This is a genomic window from Enterobacter sp. UPMP2061 (genome assembly GCF_053709615.1).
Genome location: NZ_JBSKJP010000012.1, coordinates 81,092 through 104,503, shown reverse-complemented (window position 1 = coordinate 104,503; position 23,412 = coordinate 81,092). Strand labels below are relative to the sequence as shown.

The 23,412-nt window shown below is 56.4% G+C and carries 21 protein-coding genes; 9 read left to right on the top strand and 12 right to left on the bottom strand.

Annotation, left to right across the window (positions count from 1 at the left end):
• Positions 1 to 281 precede the first annotated feature (281 nt).
• Positions 282 to 2,105 carry a ribosome-dependent GTPase TypA gene (gene typA / locus ACWKXX_RS18960; RefSeq protein WP_006808726.1) on the top strand — a complete coding sequence of 608 codons (1,824 nt, stop codon included), beginning with the start codon at positions 282 to 284 and terminating at the stop codon, positions 2,103 to 2,105.
• Positions 2,106 to 2,185: 80 nt separating this feature from the next.
• On the opposite strand, the gene ompL is transcribed toward typA, so the two are convergent.
• From ompL to yihU, 7 genes are all read right to left on the bottom strand, one after another.
• The gene (gene ompL, locus ACWKXX_RS18955; RefSeq protein ID WP_003861929.1) at positions 2,186 to 2,872 is read right to left on the bottom strand and encodes a porin OmpL; all 687 of its coding nucleotides are present in this window, start codon (positions 2,870 to 2,872) and stop codon (positions 2,186 to 2,188) included.
• 74 nt (positions 2,873 to 2,946) lie between these two features.
• Complete coding sequence (locus ACWKXX_RS18950) at positions 2,947 to 4,371, bottom strand: MFS transporter (RefSeq protein WP_017382668.1); 1,425 nt, start codon at positions 4,369 to 4,371, stop codon at positions 2,947 to 2,949.
• 43 nt (positions 4,372 to 4,414) lie between these two features.
• Positions 4,415 to 5,797, bottom strand: a complete 1,383-nt coding sequence (locus tag ACWKXX_RS18945; protein ID WP_003861932.1) for an MFS transporter — start codon at positions 5,795 to 5,797, stop codon at positions 4,415 to 4,417.
• A 45-nt stretch (positions 5,798 to 5,842) separates the two neighbouring features.
• On the bottom strand, positions 5,843 to 7,867 hold the full coding sequence (locus tag ACWKXX_RS18940; RefSeq protein WP_261665876.1) for an alpha-glucosidase: 2,025 nt from the start codon (positions 7,865 to 7,867) through the stop codon (positions 5,843 to 5,845).
• Between the two features lie 16 nt (positions 7,868 to 7,883).
• Positions 7,884 to 9,125, bottom strand: a complete 1,242-nt coding sequence (gene yihS / locus ACWKXX_RS18935) for a sulfoquinovose isomerase (RefSeq protein WP_045327144.1) — start codon at positions 9,123 to 9,125, stop codon at positions 7,884 to 7,886.
• A 14-nt stretch (positions 9,126 to 9,139) separates the two neighbouring features.
• The gene (gene yihT / locus ACWKXX_RS18930) at positions 9,140 to 10,015 is read right to left on the bottom strand and encodes a sulfofructosephosphate aldolase (protein WP_045911390.1); all 876 of its coding nucleotides are present in this window, start codon (positions 10,013 to 10,015) and stop codon (positions 9,140 to 9,142) included.
• 17 nt (positions 10,016 to 10,032) lie between these two features.
• The gene (gene yihU / locus ACWKXX_RS18925; protein ID WP_045338743.1) at positions 10,033 to 10,923 is read right to left on the bottom strand and encodes a sulfolactaldehyde 3-reductase; all 891 of its coding nucleotides are present in this window, start codon (positions 10,921 to 10,923) and stop codon (positions 10,033 to 10,035) included.
• 155 nt (positions 10,924 to 11,078) lie between these two features.
• Here yihU and ACWKXX_RS18920 point away from each other — a divergent pair, with 155 nt between their 5' ends.
• The 6 genes from ACWKXX_RS18920 to fabY all read left to right on the top strand — a co-directional run bounded on the left by ACWKXX_RS18920 (position 11,079) and on the right by fabY (position 15,823).
• Positions 11,079 to 11,975, top strand: a complete 897-nt coding sequence (locus ACWKXX_RS18920) for a sugar kinase (RefSeq protein WP_023304652.1) — start codon at positions 11,079 to 11,081, stop codon at positions 11,973 to 11,975.
• Positions 11,976 to 12,009: 34 nt separating this feature from the next.
• Complete coding sequence (locus ACWKXX_RS18915) at positions 12,010 to 12,810, top strand: DeoR/GlpR family DNA-binding transcription regulator (protein ID WP_003861944.1); 801 nt, start codon at positions 12,010 to 12,012, stop codon at positions 12,808 to 12,810.
• Positions 12,811 to 12,928: 118 nt separating this feature from the next.
• Positions 12,929 to 13,528, top strand: a complete 600-nt coding sequence (gene yihX / locus ACWKXX_RS18910; RefSeq protein WP_003861947.1) for a glucose-1-phosphatase — start codon at positions 12,929 to 12,931, stop codon at positions 13,526 to 13,528.
• Entirely contained in the window at positions 13,522 to 14,403 is an 882-nt protein-coding gene (locus tag ACWKXX_RS18905; RefSeq protein ID WP_003861949.1) for a virulence factor BrkB family protein, read from the top strand. Before yihX ends, ACWKXX_RS18905 begins: the two co-directional genes overlap by 7 nt.
• A complete protein-coding gene (gene dtd, locus ACWKXX_RS18900) occupies positions 14,400 to 14,837 on the top strand; it encodes a D-aminoacyl-tRNA deacylase (protein WP_015569909.1) in 438 nt (145 codons plus the stop codon). The genes ACWKXX_RS18905 and dtd overlap by 4 nt, the downstream gene beginning before the upstream one ends.
• Before the next feature lie 44 nt (positions 14,838 to 14,881).
• Positions 14,882 to 15,823 (top strand): fatty acid biosynthesis protein FabY, encoded by a 942-nt coding sequence (gene fabY, locus ACWKXX_RS18895; RefSeq protein ID WP_015569910.1) that lies wholly within the window; start codon positions 14,882 to 14,884, stop codon positions 15,821 to 15,823.
• Positions 15,824 to 15,831: 8 nt separating this feature from the next.
• Here fabY and ACWKXX_RS18890 read toward each other — a convergent pair whose 3' ends face one another.
• A complete protein-coding gene (locus tag ACWKXX_RS18890) occupies positions 15,832 to 16,752 on the bottom strand; it encodes an alpha/beta hydrolase (RefSeq protein ID WP_023295638.1) in 921 nt (306 codons plus the stop codon).
• A 198-nt stretch (positions 16,753 to 16,950) separates the two neighbouring features.
• Between ACWKXX_RS18890 and ACWKXX_RS18885 the strand changes: the two genes are divergently transcribed.
• Both ACWKXX_RS18885 and ACWKXX_RS18880 read left to right on the top strand, forming a co-directional pair.
• Positions 16,951 to 17,193 carry a ribbon-helix-helix domain-containing protein gene (locus ACWKXX_RS18885; RefSeq protein ID WP_015569912.1) on the top strand — a complete coding sequence of 81 codons (243 nt, stop codon included), beginning with the start codon at positions 16,951 to 16,953 and terminating at the stop codon, positions 17,191 to 17,193.
• Between the two features lie 2 nt (positions 17,194 to 17,195).
• Positions 17,196 to 17,567 carry a type II toxin-antitoxin system VapC family toxin gene (locus ACWKXX_RS18880; protein ID WP_045327153.1) on the top strand — a complete coding sequence of 124 codons (372 nt, stop codon included), beginning with the start codon at positions 17,196 to 17,198 and terminating at the stop codon, positions 17,565 to 17,567.
• Positions 17,568 to 17,606: 39 nt separating this feature from the next.
• Here ACWKXX_RS18880 and fdhE read toward each other — a convergent pair whose 3' ends face one another.
• Genes fdhE through fdnG form a run of 4 tightly spaced genes read right to left on the bottom strand, consistent with a single transcriptional unit; the run spans position 17,607 to position 23,130 of the window.
• Positions 17,607 to 18,536, bottom strand: coding sequence for a formate dehydrogenase accessory protein FdhE (gene fdhE, locus ACWKXX_RS18875; RefSeq protein WP_003861956.1), 930 nt, complete (start codon positions 18,534 to 18,536; stop codon positions 17,607 to 17,609).
• Positions 18,533 to 19,168: a formate dehydrogenase cytochrome b556 subunit gene (gene fdoI / locus ACWKXX_RS18870; protein WP_003861958.1), complete on the bottom strand. Its 636-nt coding sequence runs from the start codon at positions 19,166 to 19,168 to the stop codon at positions 18,533 to 18,535. The genes fdhE and fdoI overlap by 4 nt, the downstream gene beginning before the upstream one ends.
• The gene (fdxH, locus tag ACWKXX_RS18865) at positions 19,165 to 20,067 is read right to left on the bottom strand and encodes a formate dehydrogenase subunit beta (RefSeq protein WP_014072386.1); all 903 of its coding nucleotides are present in this window, start codon (positions 20,065 to 20,067) and stop codon (positions 19,165 to 19,167) included. The genes fdoI and fdxH overlap by 4 nt, the downstream gene beginning before the upstream one ends.
• A 12-nt stretch (positions 20,068 to 20,079) precedes the next feature.
• Positions 20,080 to 23,130, bottom strand: a complete 3,051-nt coding sequence (fdnG, locus tag ACWKXX_RS18860; RefSeq protein ID WP_085929672.1) for a formate dehydrogenase-N subunit alpha — start codon at positions 23,128 to 23,130, stop codon at positions 20,080 to 20,082.
• Positions 23,131 to 23,412: the final 282 nt, after the last annotated feature.

Here is a 23,412-nt window from a genome sequence, read left to right as displayed (position 1 = left end):
TGTGCCAACTTTTAAAACACCCCAAAAAGGCGTTATCATGCGCACCATAGTGCAGAAGGGCTGCACCACATTGGATTTTTTGCACCATTATAGTGCTTCTGTGTGAACATCGAGCACCATATTGGTGCAATTTACGTTAAAGTGCCCTTTTACCGCTCCGTGAAAGCGATCACAAAGCATCTCTGCAATACTTGTTTGCGGGGGATGTTTGTGATCCTGTTTTGTAGTGCGATTAATCCGTGTACAATAACGCGCTATTTCTAAATGCCTGAGGCAAAGTTGTGATCGAAAAATTGCGTAATATCGCCATCATCGCGCACGTCGACCATGGTAAAACTACCCTGGTTGATAAGCTGCTACAGCAGTCCGGTACGTTTGATGCTCGTGCCGAAACTCAAGAGCGTGTGATGGACTCCAACGATTTGGAGAAAGAGCGTGGGATTACCATCCTCGCCAAAAACACCGCTATCAAATGGAATGACTACCGTATCAACATCGTTGATACCCCAGGGCACGCCGACTTCGGTGGTGAAGTTGAGCGCGTGATGTCCATGGTGGATTCCGTGCTGCTGGTGGTTGACGCATTTGATGGCCCTATGCCGCAAACGCGCTTCGTGACCAAAAAAGCATTTGCCCACGGCCTGAAACCTATCGTTGTGATCAACAAGGTTGACCGTCCTGGCGCGCGTCCTGACTGGGTTGTTGACCAGGTCTTCGACCTGTTCGTTAACCTCGACGCGACCGACGAACAGCTGGACTTCCCTATCGTTTATGCGTCTGCGCTGAACGGTATCGCCGGTCTGGATCACGAAGACATGGCGGAAGACATGACTCCGCTGTACCAGACGATTGTTGACCGCGTTCCTGCGCCAAACGTTGACCTGGAAGGCACCCTGCAAATGCAGATCTCCCAGCTCGACTACAACAACTATGTTGGCGTAATCGGCATTGGTCGTATCAAGCGCGGTAAAGTGAAGCCTAACCAGCAGGTCACTATCATCGATAGCGAAGGCAAAACCCGTAACGGTAAAGTCGGTAAAGTTCTGACTCACCTGGGTCTTGAGCGTATCGAGAGCGACATCGCTGAAGCGGGCGACATCATCGCCATCACCGGTCTGGGTGAACTGAACATCTCCGACACCATCTGCGATCCGCAGAACGTCGAAGCGCTGCCAGCCCTGTCCGTTGATGAACCAACCGTATCCATGTTCTTCAACGTCAACACCTCTCCGTTCTGTGGTAAAGAGGGTAAGTTTGTTACCTCTCGTCAGATCCTTGACCGCCTGAACAAAGAGCTGGTGCACAACGTTGCGCTGCGCGTTGAAGAAACCGAAGACGCTGATGCATTCCGCGTTTCGGGTCGTGGTGAGCTGCACCTGTCTGTTCTGATTGAGAACATGCGTCGTGAAGGTTTCGAGATGGCGGTTTCCCGTCCGAAAGTTATCTTCCGCGAAATCGATGGCCGTAAACAAGAGCCATTCGAAAACGTAACGCTGGACGTTGAAGAACAGCACCAGGGTTCTGTGATGCAGGCACTGGGTGAGCGTAAAGGCGACCTGAAAAACATGAATCCAGATGGCAAAGGCCGCGTACGTCTCGACTACGTGATCCCAAGCCGTGGCCTGATCGGCTTCCGTTCTGAGTTCATGACCATGACTTCCGGTACCGGTCTGCTGTACTCCACCTTCAGCCACTACGACGACGTTCGTCCGGGCGAAGTGGGCCAGCGTAACAACGGCGTGCTGATCTCCAACGGTCAGGGTAAAGCGGTTGCGTTTGCGCTGTTCGGTTTGCAGGATCGCGGTAAGCTGTTCCTGGGTCACGGTGCTGAAGTTTACGAAGGCCAGATCATCGGTATTCACAGCCGTTCTAACGACCTGACGGTAAACTGCCTGACCGGTAAGAAACTGACCAACATGCGTGCGTCCGGTACTGACGAAGCAACGGTTCTGGTTCCACCGATCAAGATGACGCTGGAGCAGGCTCTGGAATTCATCGATGATGACGAACTGGTCGAAGTGACGCCTCAGTCAATTCGTATCCGTAAACGTCACCTGACCGAGAACGATCGTAAACGTGCAATGCGCGGTGCGAAAGAAGAGTAATTCGGTTATGCCGTAGGCCGGGTAAGCGCATGCGCCACCCGGCAACGAAAAAGCCGCTGAGCGATCAGCGGCTTTTTTTATTAGAACGAATACCGCAACCCTAAACGGATCCGGTACTGCTCGCGGTTGTAATCATTCCATCGGTCCAGCCACTGTAGCTCAAGATACGGCAGCCAGTTTCTGTCGATCTTATAGCTGAATTTATTGGTAATTTCCCAGTGATGGTCTTTGCCATTTTTGCTGTGGTAATCATTCACCCGCTGGAAAAAGTGCGGCTCAAAGGTGTAGAAAAACGCATCCGTCACTTTGAAATTCCAGTAGTTGGCAAATTCATGTGTGTCGTTCTTATCCATCTGCCCGTTATAGTCCGGCGTATCGTAATTGTTATGGTTATAGCGATAGCGGAACGTCAGATTAAACCAGTCCGTAAATTTATAGTTAGTATCTAAATAAACCGCGCCACCTGATCCTGCGCTGCTGTCATTAATCAAGCCGCCGGGCTGGAAGGTCAGTTTGTCGGTCGGTTTGAAGAGTGGATACCACCCCTCAATTTCGTTATAGCTGTGCTTCAGTTCGTCCCATTTCCCCACGTTATAAGCGTTGGTGAACATCAGTCCCGCGCCCATATCGAAGTTATAGCCCGCACGCAGGATCACTTCGTGCAGCTCAGAGGCGGTGTTGTAGGCTTCGCGCGTTTCGACATAGGCCCCGGCAAAAACCGGGCAGGACACAGACGACACGATCAGTACGGTGATGATTCTTTTCATAATTTGTCCATGTATCAGGTACAGAAAGGCCTCCCTCCTGATAAACAGGAAGGACATACTGGCCGGATTTATTGTTATAAAGTGACTGCTGACGCTTTATTGTTGGTGGTTATCTCAGGGGTATTTGCTGTCTGTTTTTTCCGTTTTCCAATCTCCTCGATAATAAAGGCGAAGCGCGCTTCGTTGAGTTTATAAAACAGCCCCATGGTCACGGCGGCAACGATCGCCAGGCCGCACGGCCAGAGGAAAATAAGCTGACGCAACCCAAGCAGCGTGCCCGCGCTCTGCACGGCATGGGGAACGTAGCCAATCTGGGTCAGCATAATCCCGGGCAGGAAACCGGCGAGCGCGGCGGAGATTTTGCGCGAGAAGGTATAGCCGGTATACACCGACCCTTCGGCGCGGATCCCGGTTTTCCACTCGCCGTAATCAACCGTATCCGGCACCAGCGCCCAGTTCAGGCTGTTCACAAACGCGGTGCCGAAAAAGGCCATGCAGGAAAAGAGCACGAACAGCAGGGAACTGGTTCCCCAGACGAAGTTCAGCACGTCGCCCACCGCCCACAGCGTCAGCCCGCCCAGATAGACCGGCTTCTTGCCAAAGCGCTTCACCGCGCCAGGCACCAGAAACACGCCAATCAGAATGCAACCCATGCTGAAAAAGCCCATCCATGACAGGAGATGCAGATCGTTCAGCACGTACTGGGTGTAATAGACCTGAATCGCCAGCTTGATGTTAAACGCGGCGAGGGTACACAGGTTGGCGATGCACAGCACCAGCAGCGGCGGATTGCGGAAAATCGCGCAGAACGATTTCAGAATGCCGGGTTTATGGTGATCGGGCGTAAGCTCGACGTAGCGCTCTTTCACCCCGCTGTAGCACCACCACATGCAGAACAGTCCCCCGGTGACGAACACCAGCGCGGCCACCAGATAGCCGAGTGAGGGCTGGCTGACGAACAGCGCCTGAATCGGCATAAAGCCGACAGTACAGAGCAACAGTCCTACCGTTGCGCCGCCCTGACGCCACGCCGCAAGCTGCGCGCGCTCGTTCGGGTTTTTGGTGATGGCCGGAACCATTGCACCGTAGGCGCAGTTCATCAGGCTGTAGCAGAGGCCAAACATCATGAAGAGCACGGTGGCGAGGGCCGTTTTCACCGTCAGGCTAAAGTCGTTGGCCATAAACTGCGCCGTGGCCACCAGCGCCACCGGAACGGAGGCGTAGAGAATGAATGGCCGGAATTTGCCCCGCGCGCCGATATTACGCCGGGAGTCCAGCAGCACCCCGGTCAGCATGTCGGTAAACGCGGTAAAGAACTTGGCGACCAGAAAAATGATGCCGCCGTAGAACGCGGGCATGCCCAGCTCGTCCGTGTAAAACTTCAGCAGATACAGCGTGCCAATACACAGCATCAGGTTCGAGCCAAAATCACCCATCCCGTAGGCGCACTTCTCTCGCAGGCTCAATTTCAGGGTTAACGGATCAGTATTATGTGTCATGGTCGATCCTCAAAGCGCCCCGCAGGGCGCTCAATCACGTCATTTATGCCGTACGTTTGCGCAGCTCAATTTCTTCCACGATGCGCACATACATCTTCTCGTTAAGGTTATAGAAGCAGCCCATCGCCACGATGGTGATGACTGCCAGCAGACTCGGATAGATAAATATCAGCTGCCGTAGCCCTTCAACCGTGCCGGCGGATTGCACCACGTTGGGCACATAGCCGATCTGCGTGAGCATGATCCCCGGGAAGAAGCCCGCCAGCGCCTGCGAGACCTTACGGAAGAAGGTAAAGCCGGTGTAGACCGTCCCCTCGGAGCGTACGCCGGTGCGCCACTCGCCGTATTCCACGGTATCGGACACCAGCGCCCAGTTCAGGCTGTTCACGAACGCGGAGCCGAAGAACGCCAGGCAGGAGAACGCCACGAAGCTCACCGAGCCGCCGCCGAAGAAGTAGTTAAGCAGATCGCCCGCCACCCAAATCATCAGCCCGCTGATGTAGACCTTTTTCTTACCGAAGCGCCGCACCGCGCCGGGCATCATAAAGACGCCGATAAAAATACAGCCCATGCTGAAGAAGCCCATGTACGACAGCAGGATCGGGTCGTTCAGTACGTACTGCGTGTAGTAGACCTGAATGGCGAGCTTAACGTTAAAGGCGCCCAGCGTGCACAGGTTAGCGATGCACAGGATAAACAGCGGACGGTTCCCGGCGATGGCGCGAAACGACTGCAACAGCCCCGGTTTCTGCGCCGGGTTAGCAGGCTGCGTCTCGACGTAACGCTCGGTTACGCCCTTATAGCACCACCACATAAAGAACAACCCGAACAGCGAGAAGAGGGTGGCGGCAAAGATGTAGCCAAGCTGGTCGTTGCCCTCAATCAGGTTCATCACCGGGACAAAGCCCACCGTACAGAGCAGCAGACCCAGCGTGGCGCCGCCCTGGCGCCAGGCGGCCAGCGAAGCACGCTCGTCCGGGTTTTTGGTAATGGCGGGCACCATCGCGCCGTAGGAGCAGTTCATCATGCTGAAGAACAGGCCGTACAGCATGAACAGCACCGTCGCCATCACCGTTTTACCGGTAATTTCAAACGGTGTGCCGACGAAGTTGGCAATCGCCAGCAACGTTACCGGGAAGGCTGCATACAGCACGAACGGGCGGAATTTCCCTTTCGGGCCGATCTTGCGCCGGGAATCGAGCATAATCCCGGTGCCCATGTCGGTGAAGGCGGTAAAAAACTTCGCAATCAGGAAGATAATCCCGCCGTAGGTGCCAGGCAGCCCCAGGACGTCGGTGTAGAACTTCAGCAGATACAGCGTGCCGATATCAAGCAGGATGTTAGAGCCGAGATCGCCCATCCCGTAGGCGAGTTTTTCTTTAAACGGCAGGCGCAGGGTTGCCGGATCGGAAGTATGTTGACTCATTATTGTTCTCCGTCTGCCCGCAGGTTTCCCCGCGGGCGAGCCTTATCAGATATGACGTAAGGTGCTAAACAGATCTGCCCATTCGCTGTGCTGGCGATAGAAGACCGGCGGTTTGCCGAGCGGGGCATCAACGGTGATGTCACCGCCCTGGCAGGTTTCCCCGGTCCACGCATTGACCCAGGTGTCCTGCGGCAGATAGAGCGACCAGTCGCGGTGTCCCTCTTCATGAACCGGCGCCACCAGCAGATCGCGGCCAAACAGGTACTGGTATTTCAGCGTGTAGGCGCGCGCGTCGTCCTCGTAGTGCAGGAACAGCGGGCGCATCACCGGCAGGCCGCTCTTCGCGTTCTGCGCTACCGCAGCTTTGATGTACGGCTTCAGAGTGGTGAAGACGGTGGTCATGCGCGCGAAGTGGGCGATAGTTTCCGCGTCGCCATCGAACTGCCAGTTATCGCCAGGGCGGTTGCCCTCGTGGGTACGCATCATCGGCGTAAAGGCGCTGAAGTCGCACCAGCGCAGCAGCAGCTCTTTGCTGCGCTTCATCTCGAAGAGGGTCGTATAGCCGCCAATGTCGCTGTGGTGCAGCCCGTGCCCGGTCATCGCCAGCGACAGCGCCGCCGGTACGACGGACGCCAGACCATCGTCCAGGCTCCAGTCGACGTTCTGATCCCCCGCCCACATCATCACAGAGTGCTTCTGGCTGCCGGTGTAGCCCGCGCGCATGAAGAACAGGATCTCCCCGAGCTTGCCGGTCTCCTCCAGCGCTTCGTAGTTACATTTCGCCCACAGGGCAGGCCAGGCGTTATGCATGATCTCCGCGCTCACGCCGTTGTGCAGGAAGGTATCGGTCGGCAGATATTCCCCGAAATCGGCCATCCAGCCGCCGCAGCCCAGTTCGATCAGGTTCTTTTTGATCACCTCTTTGTACCAGCGGTAGGCTTCTGGGTTGGTCAGGTCGATAACGCCCGCGTAGAACTCGCCAAACTCAACGTGGTAATCCTCGCCGTCGGCGTTTTTGGTCAGATAGCCGCGCTGTGCCGCCTCTTCGCAGAGATCTTTATCGCTGGCGACGTAAGGGTTGATATAGGAGAGGAACTGCACGCCTTCCTCTTTCCACTGCGCAATCCGCTCATCAAGCTGCGGATAGAGCGCGCTGTTCCACTTCCAGTTCCACATTACGCGTTTGCCGAACGAGGTCATGCGGATGCCGGACCAGTCCTGCGCCCAGATGCCGTTCACCTTCACGCCGCCCTTGCGCATGGCGTCGAGCTTCTGCTGACACACCTCGGTGCCGCCCTGAATACCCAGCGTCACGCCATCGTAAACCCAGTCCGGCAGTTCAGGCTGACGCCCCAGCAGGCCGGTCAGTTTTTCCAGCAGATCGACGTAGGTTCCTGCGCATTCGAAGCGCAGCGTGGCGTTATCTTCCCAGAACGCCAGCTCGTGGAAGTCCGGCGCGCTGAAGTCAAAGTTCATGTAGCAGCTGTTATCCACGTGGCAGTAGTACTTCTGGGTGCTCACGAAGGTAGGCTGTGGGAAGAAGGTCCAGTAGTAATCGCCGCCCGCGTTCTCTTTGCAGTCGGCCTGCCAGGTGACGTAGGTCTGCTTGTTGCGGCCCACGCCCTGCTCGCTGGTCCACAGCGGGAACGGTTTACCGCGCAAATCGAAATACGAGAACTGCTCGCCGCAGCCGTAGATATGATCGTCAGGCTGAGCTGCCAGCCGCAGCCAGATGCGGTTATGGCTGGCGGCGTCATTTTTCAGCTTCAGCTCCAGACGGCCCTCCGCATCCATGCCCACCAGCAGCGTCGCGCTCACCGCGTCGCCGCGGGTAAAGCGGATTGCCCAGCCCGTGCTTTGCTGCGTAACGGTCGCGTTCGTCAGGGCAATCTTTTCGTTGAGCTTGTCTTTGATGCTGAAGTTGCCACGAAACATCTCGATATCCGCCTCGCCTGCGCCGATCCACAGGCAAGGGGCATCCGCAGAGTGGGATAAAATCAGACGGTCCTGCCAGCGCAGGGTGAAACCACTTTCGTTATTTTTCAGGTCAATATTGTGTAGGGTACGCATAAAAACTCCGTCTTTATTATTTGGCCAGGCTATCCAGTAATCCGGCGGCTACGGCAGGGGCTAAGCCCGGCGCCAGCGGCAGGCGGGGGATCACCAGGCAGTGCAGCAGGTGGTAAATATCCTGCTTGCCGTCCCAGACTTTGGTGGTCACTTCGTTATTGGTGTCCAGCTCCTGCCACCATGAACCGTTTTCGTAATCCATCAGGTACTTGATGCAGTAATCCCACCATTTCTGATACCAGGCTTCGTACTGCGCCTCGCCAGTGACGGTGTAGAGCGCGTAAGCCGTGCCCATCGCCTCGACGATTGGCCAGCGCACGCGTTCGCGCACGATAGGCTTGCCGTCCCAGCCCACGGAGTAGACAAAGCCGTCCGCCCCGTCGGGTGCCCAGGCGTCGCGAATAGTGGCGTGAAACAGGCCTTTCGCATCTTCCAGCAGCCACTCCGGCGGGGTTTCAAAGCGGGCTTCCAGCGCGGCGCGCAAGTGCAGCATCAGGCGGCCCCACTCGATCCAGTGCCCCGGCGTGCCGCCGTAGGCGCGGAAGCGGTGGGCAGGGTTATCGATGTTGTAATCGCGGATCGGGTTCCAGCTGGTGTCGAAATGCTCGTTAACGCGGTACTCCCCTTTGCGCGCCACGTCGTGAATAATCACCGAGGCGATGCGCAGGGCGCGGTCGAGCCATTTCCGGTCGTGGGTCACGTCATAGACGATGAGGAAGGCTTCCACGGCGTGCATATTGGCGTTACCGCCGCGGTAATCTTCCGTCTTGCTGAAGGCTTCGTCCCAGGACTCCAGGCACATCTGCTCCTGTTCGCTCCAGAAGTAGCGCTCAATCACCTCGATGGCATCGTCCAGCAGCTTGCGTGCCTCGGGGTGGCCGGTGGTGACGGCGCTCGCCGCGCCCAGCAGGACGAAGAAGTGCTGATAGCCCTGCTTGGACGCATCAATCACGCCTTCATCGTTTACGCAGGCGTACCAGCCGCCGTGCTGTTTGTCGCGCAGCGGGCCGTTCAGGGCATTGATGCCGTGCTCAACCAGGGCATACGCGCCGGGACGGCCCATGTTCGCCGCCACCGCGTACACGTGCAGCATGCGGGCGGTGATCCACAGATGGGTGCCCATATCGCTGCGCACCTGCCCGTTATTGCCCAGCCAGCCAAAGCCGGTTGCTACGGCGGCGTTTTTACCGAAATCGAGAATGCGGTCGGTCTCTTGTTCGAGCCAGCGGTTATGGCTCAGGGTGTTAAACCATTTCATGTTCGGGTCCTTTCTTAACGGCGAGCCATCATTTCGTCGACGATCTCACCCAGACGCTGAAGTTTTGGCACGGAAATATCACGCAGCATCATCTCGGTGTCCGGCAGGCCAATCACCGATGACCAGACGGCGCGACCGGCTAAAAAGCCCGATGCCCCCGCCTGCATGGCGACGCTTACGGCACGCGGGAATAACTTATCGTCCACGCCGGAGGAGAGGATCACCCACGGCATGGCGATGTTCTCGTTCAGCTTCTGCGAGGCCGTCAGTAGCTCGTGCTGTGTGCCCTTACCAAACAGTGGCATTTCCACTTTGTAGAGGTCGGCGCCGCTGTCGCCCAGCTCTTTGGCCGCATCGATGATCGCCTGCTCGCGGTCAAACGCGGCGGCGCGGCGCGGGGGACGCACCACCGGCTCGATAATGCTCAGCAGCCCGTTGTCGTGGCACAGCGTATTGAACGCTTTCACCATTTCCAGGCGCTGCTGCGGATCTTCATCGCTGCGCCACAGCACCAGCAGCTTCAGCGCCTTACCGCCATCGCGTTTGACCGCCTGCGCGTCGACGTTCTTGTCGATCACCACGCTGTCGACCGGAATGCCGTTCCCCGGGATAAACTCGTCGGCCGCCACAATCATTGCGCAGCTTTTGGCTACGGCTTGCTGCTCGACAATCTGGCGGTAGCAGAACTGCTGGTCGACGAGGATCGCAGAGGCGTACGGCGACAGAATTTTCGCCGCATTGACCTTGAAATCCGTCAGGTGCTGGTCGGTTACCGGCACCGGCGCGCCTGCGGCAGCAAACATCAGGCGCATCGCTTCGCGCTGATCCACGGCCAGCATCGCAAAACCGCCGGAAGGTCGGGTGATATCTTTCAGGGTGTACATCGTCATTCCTCAGTCCTTTCGTATCAGTGTGTTTTTTTCAGCCCGGCAGATGCGCGAACCTGTTCAAGAATGGCCGTCCAGTCTTCGCGCCCGCGCCCGGCGGCGCGTGCCTGGTTGTATACTTCGCGGGACGCCGCGCCCAGTGGCATCGGAACGTGGAGCTGGTTGGCCACGTCGAGGGCGATCCCCAGATCCTTATGCGCAAGGTCGATCATGAAGGCGGGTGAAAGATCACCTTTCAGCACCTTGTTCGGCCAGGATGTCGTGAAGTGGCCTTTACCCGCCGGCGTGCCGCTCATCACCTTGAGCGCCACGTCAAAGGAGAGGCCAAGCGCTTCGCACAGTACGGCGGCCTCGGCGGAAAGGGCGTTCAGGGCGATGCTCATGTAGTTATTGATGAGCTTCACGCGGATGCCCATGCCCGGCCCGCCAGCGTTAATCAGTTCATTGCCCATCGCCATTAAGACGGGGGTGGCGCGCTCAACCTGCTGCGCCGTACCGCCCGCCAGCAGGAGCAGCGTACCGGCGATGGCATGATCAGAGGTGCGTCCGACGGGCACGTCCATCAGGCTGAAGCCTTGCTCAGCCATGTCGCGGATCAGCGCGTCGGTTTGCAGCGGGTGAATGGTGGACATATCAATCACCAGCGCGTCGCGGGATAACCCTTCGCACACGCCGTGCTTGCCGAACAGCACGCTGCGCACCAGGTCGCCGTTTGGCAGCATAGTGATCACGAATTCGGCATCCGTTGCTGCCTGTGCGGGCGTAGCCGCCGCCCGGGCACCGCTCTCTACGAGCGCCTGAACCGCCTGCGGGTTCACGTCAAAGACGTTAAGCTGATGACCTTGCTTCAACAGATTCTTCGCCATTGGCGCGCCCATCTGCCCTAAACCGATAAATGCGATTGCTGACATGCCTCTCTCCTGTCACATCGTGTCAATTTTTGCGCGTTTGTGGTGTCTGTTTTTGATCGTATTTGTAATTTATAGTCAAAAAATTGACACGGGTCACTTTTTAAACATTTGGTGAAATTAAAATGAAGGCATCAGAAATCGCAGAAGGAATCACCATGACTCGCATCGTTTGTGTCGGCATTACCGTGCTGGATCGCATCTGGTATCTCGATGATTTACCGAAAGAAGGTGGGAAATATGTCGCAAAAGACTATACGGAAGTGGGCGGCGGCCCGGCGGCAACGGCGGCAGTGGCAGCCGCAAAACTGGGCGCGGAAGTGGATTTTATTGGCCGGGTGGGGGACGACGATACCGGCAGACGACTGCTTGCGGAGCTGGAATCCCTGGGGGTGAACACCCGCTATACGCGCATAGTTAAGGGAGCCCGATCGTCGCAATCGGCGGTGCTGGTGGACGCAGGTGGGGAAAGAGTGATTGCCAACTACCCCAGCCCCGATCTCCCTGCGGCGGCAGACTGGCTGCATGAAATCGACTTCTCTCAGTGGGACATTGTCTTAGCCGACGTGCGCTGGCATGACGGGGCAAAACAGGCATTTACCCTGGCCCGCCAGCAGGGCGTACCGACGCTGCTGGATGCGGATGTCACCCCGCAGGACATCGCGGATCTGATTGCCTTAAGCGACCACGCGGCCTTCTCCGCGCCAGGACTGCGGCGGTTAACGCAGCTGGATGAAACCGAAAACGCGCTGAAGAAAGCACAAACGCTCACAAATGGACATGTGTATGTTACGCAGGGGCGAGACGGCTGTTTCTGGCTGGAAAACGACACGCTATGTCATCAGCCTGGTTTTGAAGTGAACGTCATTGATACCACCGGGGCGGGCGACGTGTTCCACGGTGCGCTGGCGGTCAGCCTGGGGCAGAAATTACCCGCCGCGGACGCCGTGCGTTTTGCCAGCGCCGTCGCAGCACTGAAATGTACAAAGCCCGGCGGGCGCGCGGGTATACCCGACTGTGATCAAACCCGCTCTTTTTTGTCACTTTTTGTATAAAATGCGGGGCGTGATGGTTTTCAGAGGACAGCCCATGAGCCTTACCGAACTGACCGGCAACCCGCGTCACGATCAGCTGCTGACGCTGATTGCCGATCGCGGCTATATGAACATTGATGAACTGGCGCAGCTGCTGGATGTCTCCACGCAAACCGTGCGCCGGGATATCCGTAAGCTCAGCGAGCAGGGGCTGATCACCCGTCATCACGGCGGCGCGGGCAGGGCATCCAGCGTGGTCAACACGGCGTTCGAACAGCGTGAAGTCTCGCTTACCGAAGAGAAACGGGCGATTGCCGAAGCGATTGCGGACTATATTCCCGACGGTTCGACCATTTTTATCACCATCGGGACGACCGTGGAGCACGTTGCCCGGGCACTGCTTAACCATAATCATCTGCGCATCATCACTAACAGCCTGCGGGTGGCGCACATTCTTTATAAGAATCCGCGCTTTGAGGTGATGGTGCCCGGCGGTACGCTGCGCCCGCATAACGGCGGCATTATCGGTCCTGCGGCAACAGCGTTCGTGTCAGGATTTCGCGCAGATTACCTGGTCACCAGCGTCGGGGCGATAGAGCACGACGGCGCGATGATGGAATTTGACGTTAACGAAGCCAGCGTGGTGAAAACCATGATCGCTCACTCCCGTCACATTTTACTGGCGGCCGATCATACGAAATACCACGCCTCCGCGGCGGTTGAAATCGGCAACGTGGCGCAGGCGACGGCGCTGTTCACCGATGAGCTGCCCGGCCCGGCGCTGCAAAATCACCTCAAATCCAGCAAGGTTGAGGTTGTCGAAGTCAATTCCGGAGAAGAGCAGCAGGCTGGCTGAAAATCCTATGGCCCGATATTGCGATTCGGGCCTTTCCTTTCTCTAAGCTGAATCTGGCGCATAGCTAAAGTTTCTCTTTCCCGCTACAGTTACTTTTCCACGGCGAAAGGAGATAAACATGCTTTATATCTTTGACTTAGGAAATGTAATCGTCGATATCGATTTTAACCGGGTGCTGGGCGCATGGAGCGATTTTAGCCGTGTTCCGCTGGCGACGTTAAAGCAGAATTTCGCGATGGGTGAGACTTTCCATCTGCACGAGCGCGGTGAGATCAGCGATGAAGCGTTCGCAGAGCGTTTCTGTCAGGAAATGGGTCTCTCGTTAAGCTACGAGCAGTTTTCCCACGGCTGGCAGGCCATATTTGTCGCGATCCGCCCCGAAGTGATCGACATCATGCACAAGCTGCGCGAGCAGGGGCATCGTGTCGTCGTCCTGTCGAATACCAACCGCCTGCATACCACCTTCTGGCCGGATGAATACCCGGAAATCCACGCGGCGGCAGATAAGGTGTATCTCTCCCAGGAGATGGGGATGCGTAAACCTGAGGCGCGCATCTATCAGGCGGTATTGCAGGAAGAAGGATTCACGGCGGCGGATGCGGTCTTTTTTGACGACAACGCCGATAATATAGAAGGGGCTAATCAGTTAGGTATCACCTCCATTCTGGTGACCGGAAAAGAGACGATACCGAACTACTTTGCGAAGCAGTTATGCTAAAAACCGTTCATCAAAAAGCCAATCACCACACGCGCCCGCTGAGGGCGTGGCTGAAACTCCTCTGGCATCGCATTGACGAGGACAACATGACCACGCTGGCGGGCAATCTCGCTTACGTGTCCTTGCTCTCGCTGGTGCCGCTGGTGGCGGTGATTTTTGCGCTTTTTTCGGCGTTTCCGATGTTTGCCGATGTGAGCATGCAGCTTCGCCATTTTGTTTTCGCGAACTTTATTCCTGCCACCGGCGATGTGATCCAGAACTACATTGAACAGTTTGTCGCTAACTCCAGCAAGATGACGGCGGTGGGGGCATGTGGGCTTATTGTTACCGCGCTGCTGCTGATGTACTCCATCGACAGTGCGCTCAACACCATCTGGCGGAGCAAAAAAGTCCGCCCGAAGGTTTACTCCTTTGCCGTCTACTGGATGATTTTAACCCTTGGCCCATTGCTGGCGGGGGCAAGCCTGGCGATCAGTTCCTACCTTCTTTCGCTGCGCTGGGCGACCGACTTAAACAGCGTGATCGATAACGTGCTGCGTATATTCCCGCTGATTTTATCGTGGCTTTCGTTCTGGCTGCTCTACAGCGTGGTACCAACCACGCGCGTACCCAACCGGGATGCCGTGGTGGGTGCGCTGGTCGCGGCGTTGCTCTTTGAGCTGGGCAAGAAAGGATTCGCGCTTTATATCACCATGTTCCCCTCTTATCAGCTGATTTACGGCGTGCTGGCGGTGATCCCCATTTTGTTTGTCTGGGTCTACTGGACGTGGTGTATCGTCTTGCTTGGCGCCGAAATAACTGTCACTCTCGGGGTCTACCGCGAACTCAAAAAAGCAGCAGAAGCTGAAAAACAACAAGAAGCAGACCAACCATGATTGCATTGATTCAGCGTGTAACCCGTGCCAGCGTCACCGTGGCGGATGAGGTGACGGGTGAAATTGGCCCAGGACTTTTGGTGCTCCTGGGTGTCGAAAAGGATGACGACGAACAAAAAGCCAACCGCTTGTGTGAGCGCGTACTGGGCTACCGCATTTTCAGCGATGCGGAAGGCAAGATGAACCTGAACGTTCAGCAGGCGGGCGGCAGCGTGCTGGTGGTCTCCCAGTTTACGCTGGCCGCGGATACCGAACGCGGCATGCGCCCGAGTTTTTCGAAGGGCGCGGCACCGGATCGCGCAGAAGCCCTTTACGAGTACTTTGTTGAGCGCTGTCGCCAACAGGACATGAATACACAAACCGGACGATTCGCTGCGGATATGCAGGTTTCGCTGGTGAACGATGGCCCCGTCACATTCTGGCTCCAGGTATGAGCCAACTGGCGGCATGGCCGCGGGTAACAAGAGAGAGTACAGCTATGTATCACCTTCGAGTACCGCAAACGGAAGAAGAATTAGACGCTTATTACCATTTCCGCTGGGAAATGCTGCGCAAGCCCCTGCATCAACCTAAAGGCTCTGAACGCGACGCCTGGGACGCGATGGCGCACCACCAGATGGTGGTTGATGAAGAGGGCAACCTCGTTGCCGTGGGACGTCTGTATATCAATGCCGACAACGAAGCTTCAATCCGCTTTATGGCCGTTCATCCCTCCGTGCAGGACAAAGGCCTTGGAACGCTGATGGCTATGACGCTGGAATCCGTTGCCCGTCAGGAAGGGGTCAAGCGTGTCACCTGTAGCGCCCGCGAAGATGCCGTTGAGTTCTTTGCCAAGCTTGGTTTCGTGAATCAGGGGGAAATCACCGCCCCGCAAACTACGCCGATTCGTCACTTTTTGATGATCAAACCCATCGCCACGCTGGACGATATTCTCCATCGCGCCGACTGGTGCGGGCAGCTCCAGCAGGCATGGTATCAGCACATTCCGCTCAGTGAAAAAATGGGTGTGCGTATTCAGCAGTACACCGGGCAAAAATTTATTACCACCATGCCGGAAACCGGCAACCAGAACCCGCACCATACCCTGTTTGCCGGCAGCCTGTTTTCACTCGCCACGCTCACCGGCTGGGGACTGATCTGGCTGATGCTGCGCGAACGTCATCTCGGCGGCACCATTATTCTGGCCGATGCACATATCCGCTACAGCGCCCCGATCAGCGGCAAGCCGAGCGCGGTTGCTGACCTGGGCGCACTGGGCGGCGATCTCGACCGTCTGGCGCGTGGACGTAAAGCACGCGTACAGATGCAGGTGGAGCTGTTCGGCGATGAAACGCCAGGCGCGGTGTTTGAAGGCACCTATATCGTTCTGCCAGCGAAGCCGTATGGCGCGTATGAAGAGGGCGGGAACGAGGAGGAGTAGTCTCCTTTTCACTCTCGCCCGGCATGGTTAATGCGCCAGGCAATATCTCGCATAACGTCTCGCGCTGACTGGCTAATTCCACCCAACTGGAAGAAGCCGTGTATTACACCCCGCCATCGTTGAGCGGTACACTTCACGCCTTGCTCCGTGAGGCGCTGATAAAGCGCCTCGCCTTCGTCGCGTAACGGATCATACTCCGCGGTAACAATATGGACCTTCGGCAGACCGCTAAAGTCGTTGCGCCACAGTGGGCTGACTTCAGGATGTTGACGGTCGGCTCCAGCCAGATACATTTCATAGCCGCTCAAAAGGGTATCGCGAGTAATCACGTAATCCATGCCATTGAGGGTATAGCTTTCAAAACTGGCCGTAGCGTCGAGCATGGGGTAGATAAGAATGAGCTGCGCGGGATCCCAGAGACCTTTGGCCTTAAGCCGCAATGACGTTACCAGCGCAAGATGACCTCCCGCGCTGTCTCCACAAAGTGTAATCCGGTTTTTATCCACACCTAATTGTTCTGCATTTTGCCAGACAAGATCTGCCGCTCTCTCTGCATCGTCATGCGCAGCGGGGAAAGTATTCTCGGGTGCGAGTCTGTACTGAACCGCAATGACCCGGCAGTTACCGTAAAACGCCAGTTGGCGAAGCTGATTATCATGGGTTTCAAACCCACCGCTGACAAAACAACCGCCATGATAGTAGAGGGCACAAGATAACGTTTCAGGGGCATTGAAAGGCGAAAATACCCGAAAGGTCATCTCCTCAAGAACAAGCGTTTCAACCTGGACACGCGTTTCTGTTTCCCCGGCTAGCGCTGTGCTGGCAACATATCCGCTTCTCCGGTCATCAATACTCTGCTTTCGCGAGGAAGGTCGTCCTGCGGCAATAAACTCCTGTACCAGCTTATCAATACCCTTTTCCAGTGCCATGATTACGTCCTTTTACTGTGTTTTTATACAGTTTATAGCCTGGTTTACAGCAGATGAAAACAGAGAAATGTTGAGAGGTGCATATTGTGGAAAGCGGCTCGCAAAATCGATCATTCCCTAAAAAACGTCCTTTCACCCTAAATTGATAAAGAGTATTTTGCCTGAAAATTAACCAAAGATGATATACTAAGGTGATATATGAGCGTTTTGGCGGAACTTGATATGGGCAGAATACTTATCGATTTGTCTGATGACGTGATTCAACGTTTGGATAATCTCAAGCAATTGCGAAATCAGCCACGTGCTGAACTGCTTCGGGAAGCGATAGAACTGTATCTCGACCAGCAGAGTTCTTCTGTTATCCGAAATGCGCTTGGTCTGTGGGGAGACAGAAAAGAGGACGGGCTTGAGTATGAACGCAAGCTGCGTGAGGAGTGGTAATCATGGAGCACATGGCAGTGTTTGATACCAATATTCTCATTGATCTCTTCAACAACCGTGTTGAAGCTGCGGATGCGATTGAGCATACCGCGTCGCATCGTGCCATCAGCTTAATTACCTGGATGGAAGTAATGGTGGGCGCTCGCAGGCATGGTCATGAAGCGAAAACGGCAGCCGTGATGGGCGCTTTTGAAATTATTGATGTGTCTAGGGATATTGCGGAAAGAAGCGTTTCACTACGTGAGAAGCATGGAATGAAACTGCCTGATGCTATCATTCTGGCCACAGCGCAGAGCAGAAAATGTCCGTTGATTTCTCGCAACACGAAAGATTTTGCGGGTATTGACGAGGTCCTTACGCCTTACCAGGTGTAGGCCGGGCAAGCTCGCGCCGCCCGGCACTCTCACAGGAGATTACTCCCCTTCACCCGGGAACAGGAACGGGTTGATCGAGCTGCGGGCAAAGCCCTCCTGCTCCATCTTCGCGTCCAGAATCAGCGAGGCGAGATCGTCGGCCACGGCTTCGACTTTCGGGTCTTTTTCCTGATACAGAATCTTCAGGTAGGTCCCGCAGTCGCCGCAGCTCTCCGCTTTCACCGCCGCGTCTTCATTTTCCAGCGACCAGTAGTTCAGATCGCGGGTCTGTTCGCAGTTGCTGCACTTGATGCGCACCACGTGCCACTCGGTTTCACACAGGTTGCAGTGCAGGTAGCGCAGCCCCTGAGTGGTGCCGATTTGCACCATGCTGGAGACCGGCATTGAACCACACACCGGGCAGAACTGGCGCGCTTCGCCGTATTCGGCGCGGGCTTTACCTGGAATCAGGCTCGCCATTTGCGCCCAGTAGAGCGACAGCGCAGCCCAGATGAACGGCGCTTTATCGCTGCTCACCAGTGAGAAGTCGGAAGCAAACAGCGCGCTCGCCATCTCTTCCAGCTCCTGATCGGAGGCTTTTTCCAGGTTCTCAATGACTGCCAGCGCCGTGCCGCTCATCTCGGGCTTCAGCTCGGCGATCAGGGAATGCAGCAGCTTATGCCAGTGCTTGTCGCGCGGCAGGACGTGAATATCCAGCGGCGGTTTGCCCTGCTCATTGGCTTCTTTGATGCGTGCGGTCAGGTCCATTTGCAGCGGATGGTCGTACAGCACCACTTCCTGCGCATGGGCGACCAGCGCGGCAAAACGCAGAAAATCGCCCAGCGGGTTGTTCTCTGCCAGCTCGCGCAGACGCTCTGCGCGGCGGTTGTAGAGGTTCTTGAGTCTGGGGAATAACAACGGCGGAATATACTCCGCCGTACGTTTCTCGCTCGACCCCAGCTCATCTTGCGGGATTATGCGAATACTCATTCAGATGACTTTTCCTGTTTCTGGCGGACTTCTCGGTACCAGCGCGGGTGATGTTTCTTCGCCCACGTTTTGGTGACCCAGCCTTCCACCATCGCGGTAATGGTGCCTTTCACCCAGAGGGCGGCGTAAATATGCACCATGATAACCACAATTAACGCCACTGCGGCAAATGAATGCAGCATCAGCGCGAATCGGATCACCGGGATTGAGAAAGCAGGCGCAAAGTACGGACGCCAGATGATCACGCCGCTCACCAGCAACAGGACCAGGAAGATAATCGCCGCCCAGAATACGCATTTCTGGCCGAAGTTATAACGCCCGGTATCACCCACTTCCTCGTTGACGACGATCTTACGAATATTCTTCGCCCAAAAGATATCATCCCGATTGATTAGGTTATGGTGCCAGTAACGGAAAAACATGATGATGAACGACGCGAACATGATGACGCCCACAAACGGGTGCAGTATACGCGCCAGCTGTGGTGTCCCCATGATCTGCATCAGCCAGTTGAAGGACGGGAAGAAGAACCCCAGCCCGCTTATCGCCGCCAGCATGAAGCAGAAGGCGGTGACCCAGTGGTTGATGCGTTCCGGCGCGGTGTAGCGCACGATGGTGTCACGTTTTCTCATTTGCGCACCTCGTCTTTCTCTTCATGCAGGTTGTCGTCTTCCTCTTCCGCACGGTTCGGACCAACGCCGACGTAGTGGAAGATGCTCGCTGCGAAGGTGGCCGCAAAACCGACCGCGGCCAGCGGTTTCCAGATGCCTTTCCAGAACTTCACGGTCGCGCTGATTTCCGGGTTCTCCGGCAGGCCGTGATACAGGTTCGGCTTGTCGGCGTGGTGCAGCACGTACATCACGTGCGTACCGCCAACCCCGGCCGGATCGTACAGGCCCGCGTTATCGTAACCACGAGTTTTCAGCTCGCCCACGCGCTCTGCCGCCAGCGTTTTCATATCCTCTTTGGAGCCAAAGTGGATAGCGCCAGTTGGACAGGTCTTCACGCACGCTGGCTCCTGGCCGACATTTACGCGGTCAACGCACAGCGTACATTTGTAGACGCGGTTGTCTTCCGGGTTCAGGCGCGGCACGTCAAACGGACAACCCGCGATGCAATAGCCGCAGCCAATACACTGCTCGGACTGGAAGTCGACGATGCCGTTGGCATACTGAATGATAGCCCCTTCTGACGGACACGCCTTCAGGCAGCCCGGATCCGCACAGTGCATACAGCCATCTTTGCGGATAAGCCATTCCAGTTTGTCGTTCTGCTCCACTTCCGAGAAACGCATTACCGTCCAGGACTTGGCGGTCAGGTCCGCCGGGTTGTCGTACACCCCGACGTTGTGACCCACTTCGTCACGGATGTCGTTCCACTCTGAACAGGCCACCTGACAGGCTTTACAGCCGATACAGGTGGTCACGTCGATAAGCTTCGCCACTTCCTGCTGGTGGTCCCGCGCCTGAGGCGCGGGCGTGAAACCGTTAGTCGCGGAACGACGGATAATGTCTTGAGATTGATAAGCCATAAGTCGTCTCCGTTACACCTTTTCCACGTTCACGAGGAAGGCCTTAAACTCCGGCGTCTGCGTGTTCGCATCGCCGACGAACGGCGTCAGGGTGTTCGCAATGAACCCTTTCTTCGCCACGCCCTCATAACCCCAGTGAATTGGGATGCCGATGGTATCCACCTGCTGACCGTGAACGTTCAGCGTGCGAATACGCTTGGTCACCACCGCCTTGGCTTTGATGTAGCCGCGGTTAGAGGAGACCTTCACGGTATCGCCATGGGCAATGCCGAGTTTGTTCGCCAGCTTCTCGCCGATCTCCACAAACTGCTCCGGCTGCGCGATGGCATTCAGCAACGCGTGCTTGGTCCAGTAGTGGAAGTGCTCGGTCAGACGGTAAGTGGTGCCGACATACGGGAACTTGTCCTTTTTACCCAGCGCTTCAAAATCGCCCTTGAAGATGCGGGCTGCCGGGTTAGAGACCACGTTCGGGTGCAGCGGGTTGGTACCCAGCGGCGTCTCAAACGGCTCGTAGTGTTCCGGGAACGGACCTTCCGCCATCTTATCGATAGCAAACAGGCGCCCCATCCCTTCAGGCTGCATGATAAACGGCCCGACATCGCTGCCTGGTGCGGCAGTGCTGTAGTCCGGAATATCCACGCCGCCCCATTTCGCGCCGTCCCACTTCAGCAGCTGACGCTTCGGATCCCACGGGTTGCCCTGCGGGTCAGCTGAGGCGCGGTTATAGAGGATGCGGCGGTTAAGCGGCCATGCCCATGCCCAGCCCAGCGTATTGCCGAGGCCCGACGGGTCGGCGTTATCGCGGTTGGCCATCTGGTTGCCTTTCGGCGTCCAGCTACCGGCAAAGATCCAGCAGCCGCTGGAGGTCGTACCGTCATCGCGCAGGTGCGCAAAGGTGCTGAGCTGATCGCCTTTCTTCGCCAGCACCGCACCGGTCGCCGGGTCGATAACGTCCGCCAGCGCCTTACCGTTGCTCTCCATCGCCACTTCTTCCGGAGACGGATTCTCTGGCGTCGAGTAGTTCCAGGTCATGTTCAGCACCGGCTCAGGCGTTGCGCCGCCTTCAGCCGCGTACATTTTACGCAGACGTAAGAAGATACCGGCCAGGATCTCGCCGTCGTTCAAGGCGATGCCCGGGGCATCCGCGCCTTTCCAGTGCCACTGCAACCAGCGGCCGGAGTTGACGATAGACCCGTTCTCTTCCGCGAAGCAGGTAGACGGCAGACGGAACACTTCGGTCTGAATCTTCGACGGATCGACATCGTTCGACTCACCGTGGTTCTGCCAGAACGTCGACGTTTCGGTATTGAGCGGGTCAATCGTCACCAGGAACTTCAGCTTCGACAGAGACTCGACAACCTTGTTCTTGTTCGGGAACGACGCCACCGGGTTAAAGCCCTGGCAGATATAGCCGTTGACCTGGCCCTGGTGCATCATTTCGAAGTACTGAAGTACGTCGTAACCTTTGTCCCACTTCGGCAGCCAGTCAAAGCCCCAGCTGTTTTCCGCCGTCGCCTTGTCGCCGTAGAAGGCTTTCATCAGCGAGACGAAGAACTTCGGATAGTTGCCCCAGTAGTTCACCTGGCCTTCGAGCAGCGGTTTTGGCGTGCTGGCCGTCAGGTAGGTTTGCAGATCGGTCTGTTTCTCGCTCGGCAGGTTCATGTAACCCGTCAGGCTCTGAGACAGCAGGCCGAGGTCGGTCAGACCCTGAATGTTGGAGTGACCGCGCAGGGCGTTCACGCCGCCGCCTGCCATCCCCATGTTGCCGAGGAGCAGCTGAACCATCGCCATGGTGCGGATGTTCTGCGCGCCGATGGAGTGCTGCGTCCAGCCGAGCGCATACAGGAACGACGCGGTTTTATCTTTCGCGCTGGTTTCCGCTATCAGCTCGCACACCTTCAGGAAATCCGCCTTCGGCGTCCCACAGATGTTTTCGACAACCTCCGGCGTGTAGCGGGAAACGTGCTCTTTCAGCAGGTTCCACACGCAGCGCGGGTGTTGCAGGGTGGTGTCGCGCTTCGCAAAGCCGTTTTCGTCCAGCTCGTAGTTCCAGCTGGTTTTGTCGTATTTGCGTTTTTCGGCGTCATAACCGCTGAACAGGCCATCTTCGAAGTGGTAATCCTCACGCACGATCAGGCTGGCGTTGGTATAAGCTTCGGTGTACTCGCGGTTATATTTTTCGTTGGTCATCAGGTACAGCAATACGCCTGACAGGAAAGTGATGTCAGTACCTGAACGAATAGGGGTGTAGAAATCCGCCACTGACGCTGTACGCGTAAAGCGGGGATCGATCACAATCAGCTTCGCGCCGTTGTGGATTTTGGCTTCCATCGCCCAGCGGAACCCGACAGGGTGCGCTTCAGCGGCGTTACCGCCCATCACCACAATGAGGTTGGCGTTTTTGATGTCGACCCAGTGGTTGGTCATCGCACCGCGACCAAATGTTGGAGCAAGACTTGCTACCGTTGGTCCGTGTCAGACACGCGCCTGGTTGTCGACCGCGAGCATACCGAGTGCGCGCGTAAATTTCTGGGTTAAATAGCCGGTTTCGTTACTGGACGCAGAAGCACACAGCATGCCGGTGGAGAGCCAGCGGTTAACGGTGGTGCCTTCGGCATTCTTCGCGATAAAGTTGGCATCGCGGTCTTCTTTCATCAGCTTAGCGATGCGATCGAACGCTTCCTCCCAGCTGATTTGCTGCCATTTGTCAGAGCCGGGAGCGCGATACTCAGGAAACTTCAGGCGGCTTTCGGAGTGGATAAAATCTACCAGACCGGCCCCTTTCGGACACAGCGCACCACGGTTGACCGGGTGATCCGGATCGCCTTCGATGTGGAAAATGGATGCTTTGGCGTTTTTCGCACCGTCGCCGAGGCTATACATTAACAGCCCACAGCCGACGGAGCAGTACGTACAGGTGTTACGGGTTTCGCGGGTGCGCAGCAGTTTATACTGCCGTGTTTCCGCCAGCGCTACACCGGGCGCAAAGCCCAGTGCCGCCGCCGTGGTGCCTGCCATACCGCCAGCGCAGATCTTAAAGAACTGCCTTCTGCTGACCTGCATGGGTCACTCCTTGGTTCATTACGACATTGCTATGTAGTTTTACTTTGCGGTTGAGAATTAACCGCAAAGGAGAAAAATTTGCATTAATCCCTCATTTCTCCGAGGGATAAGCCCAGAATACCACAATGTCGGTACGCCTGTTCTAACGGGGTTAAAACAAAGTGAACGTATTATCACGGCATTGATTATAAAATGTGATATCAATCACATTTTATCCTGTGCATGTTAAAGAGGTGTAGCAGCTGATCGGTTGCACCTCTCCGTATTGAGTAGGAGAATGGT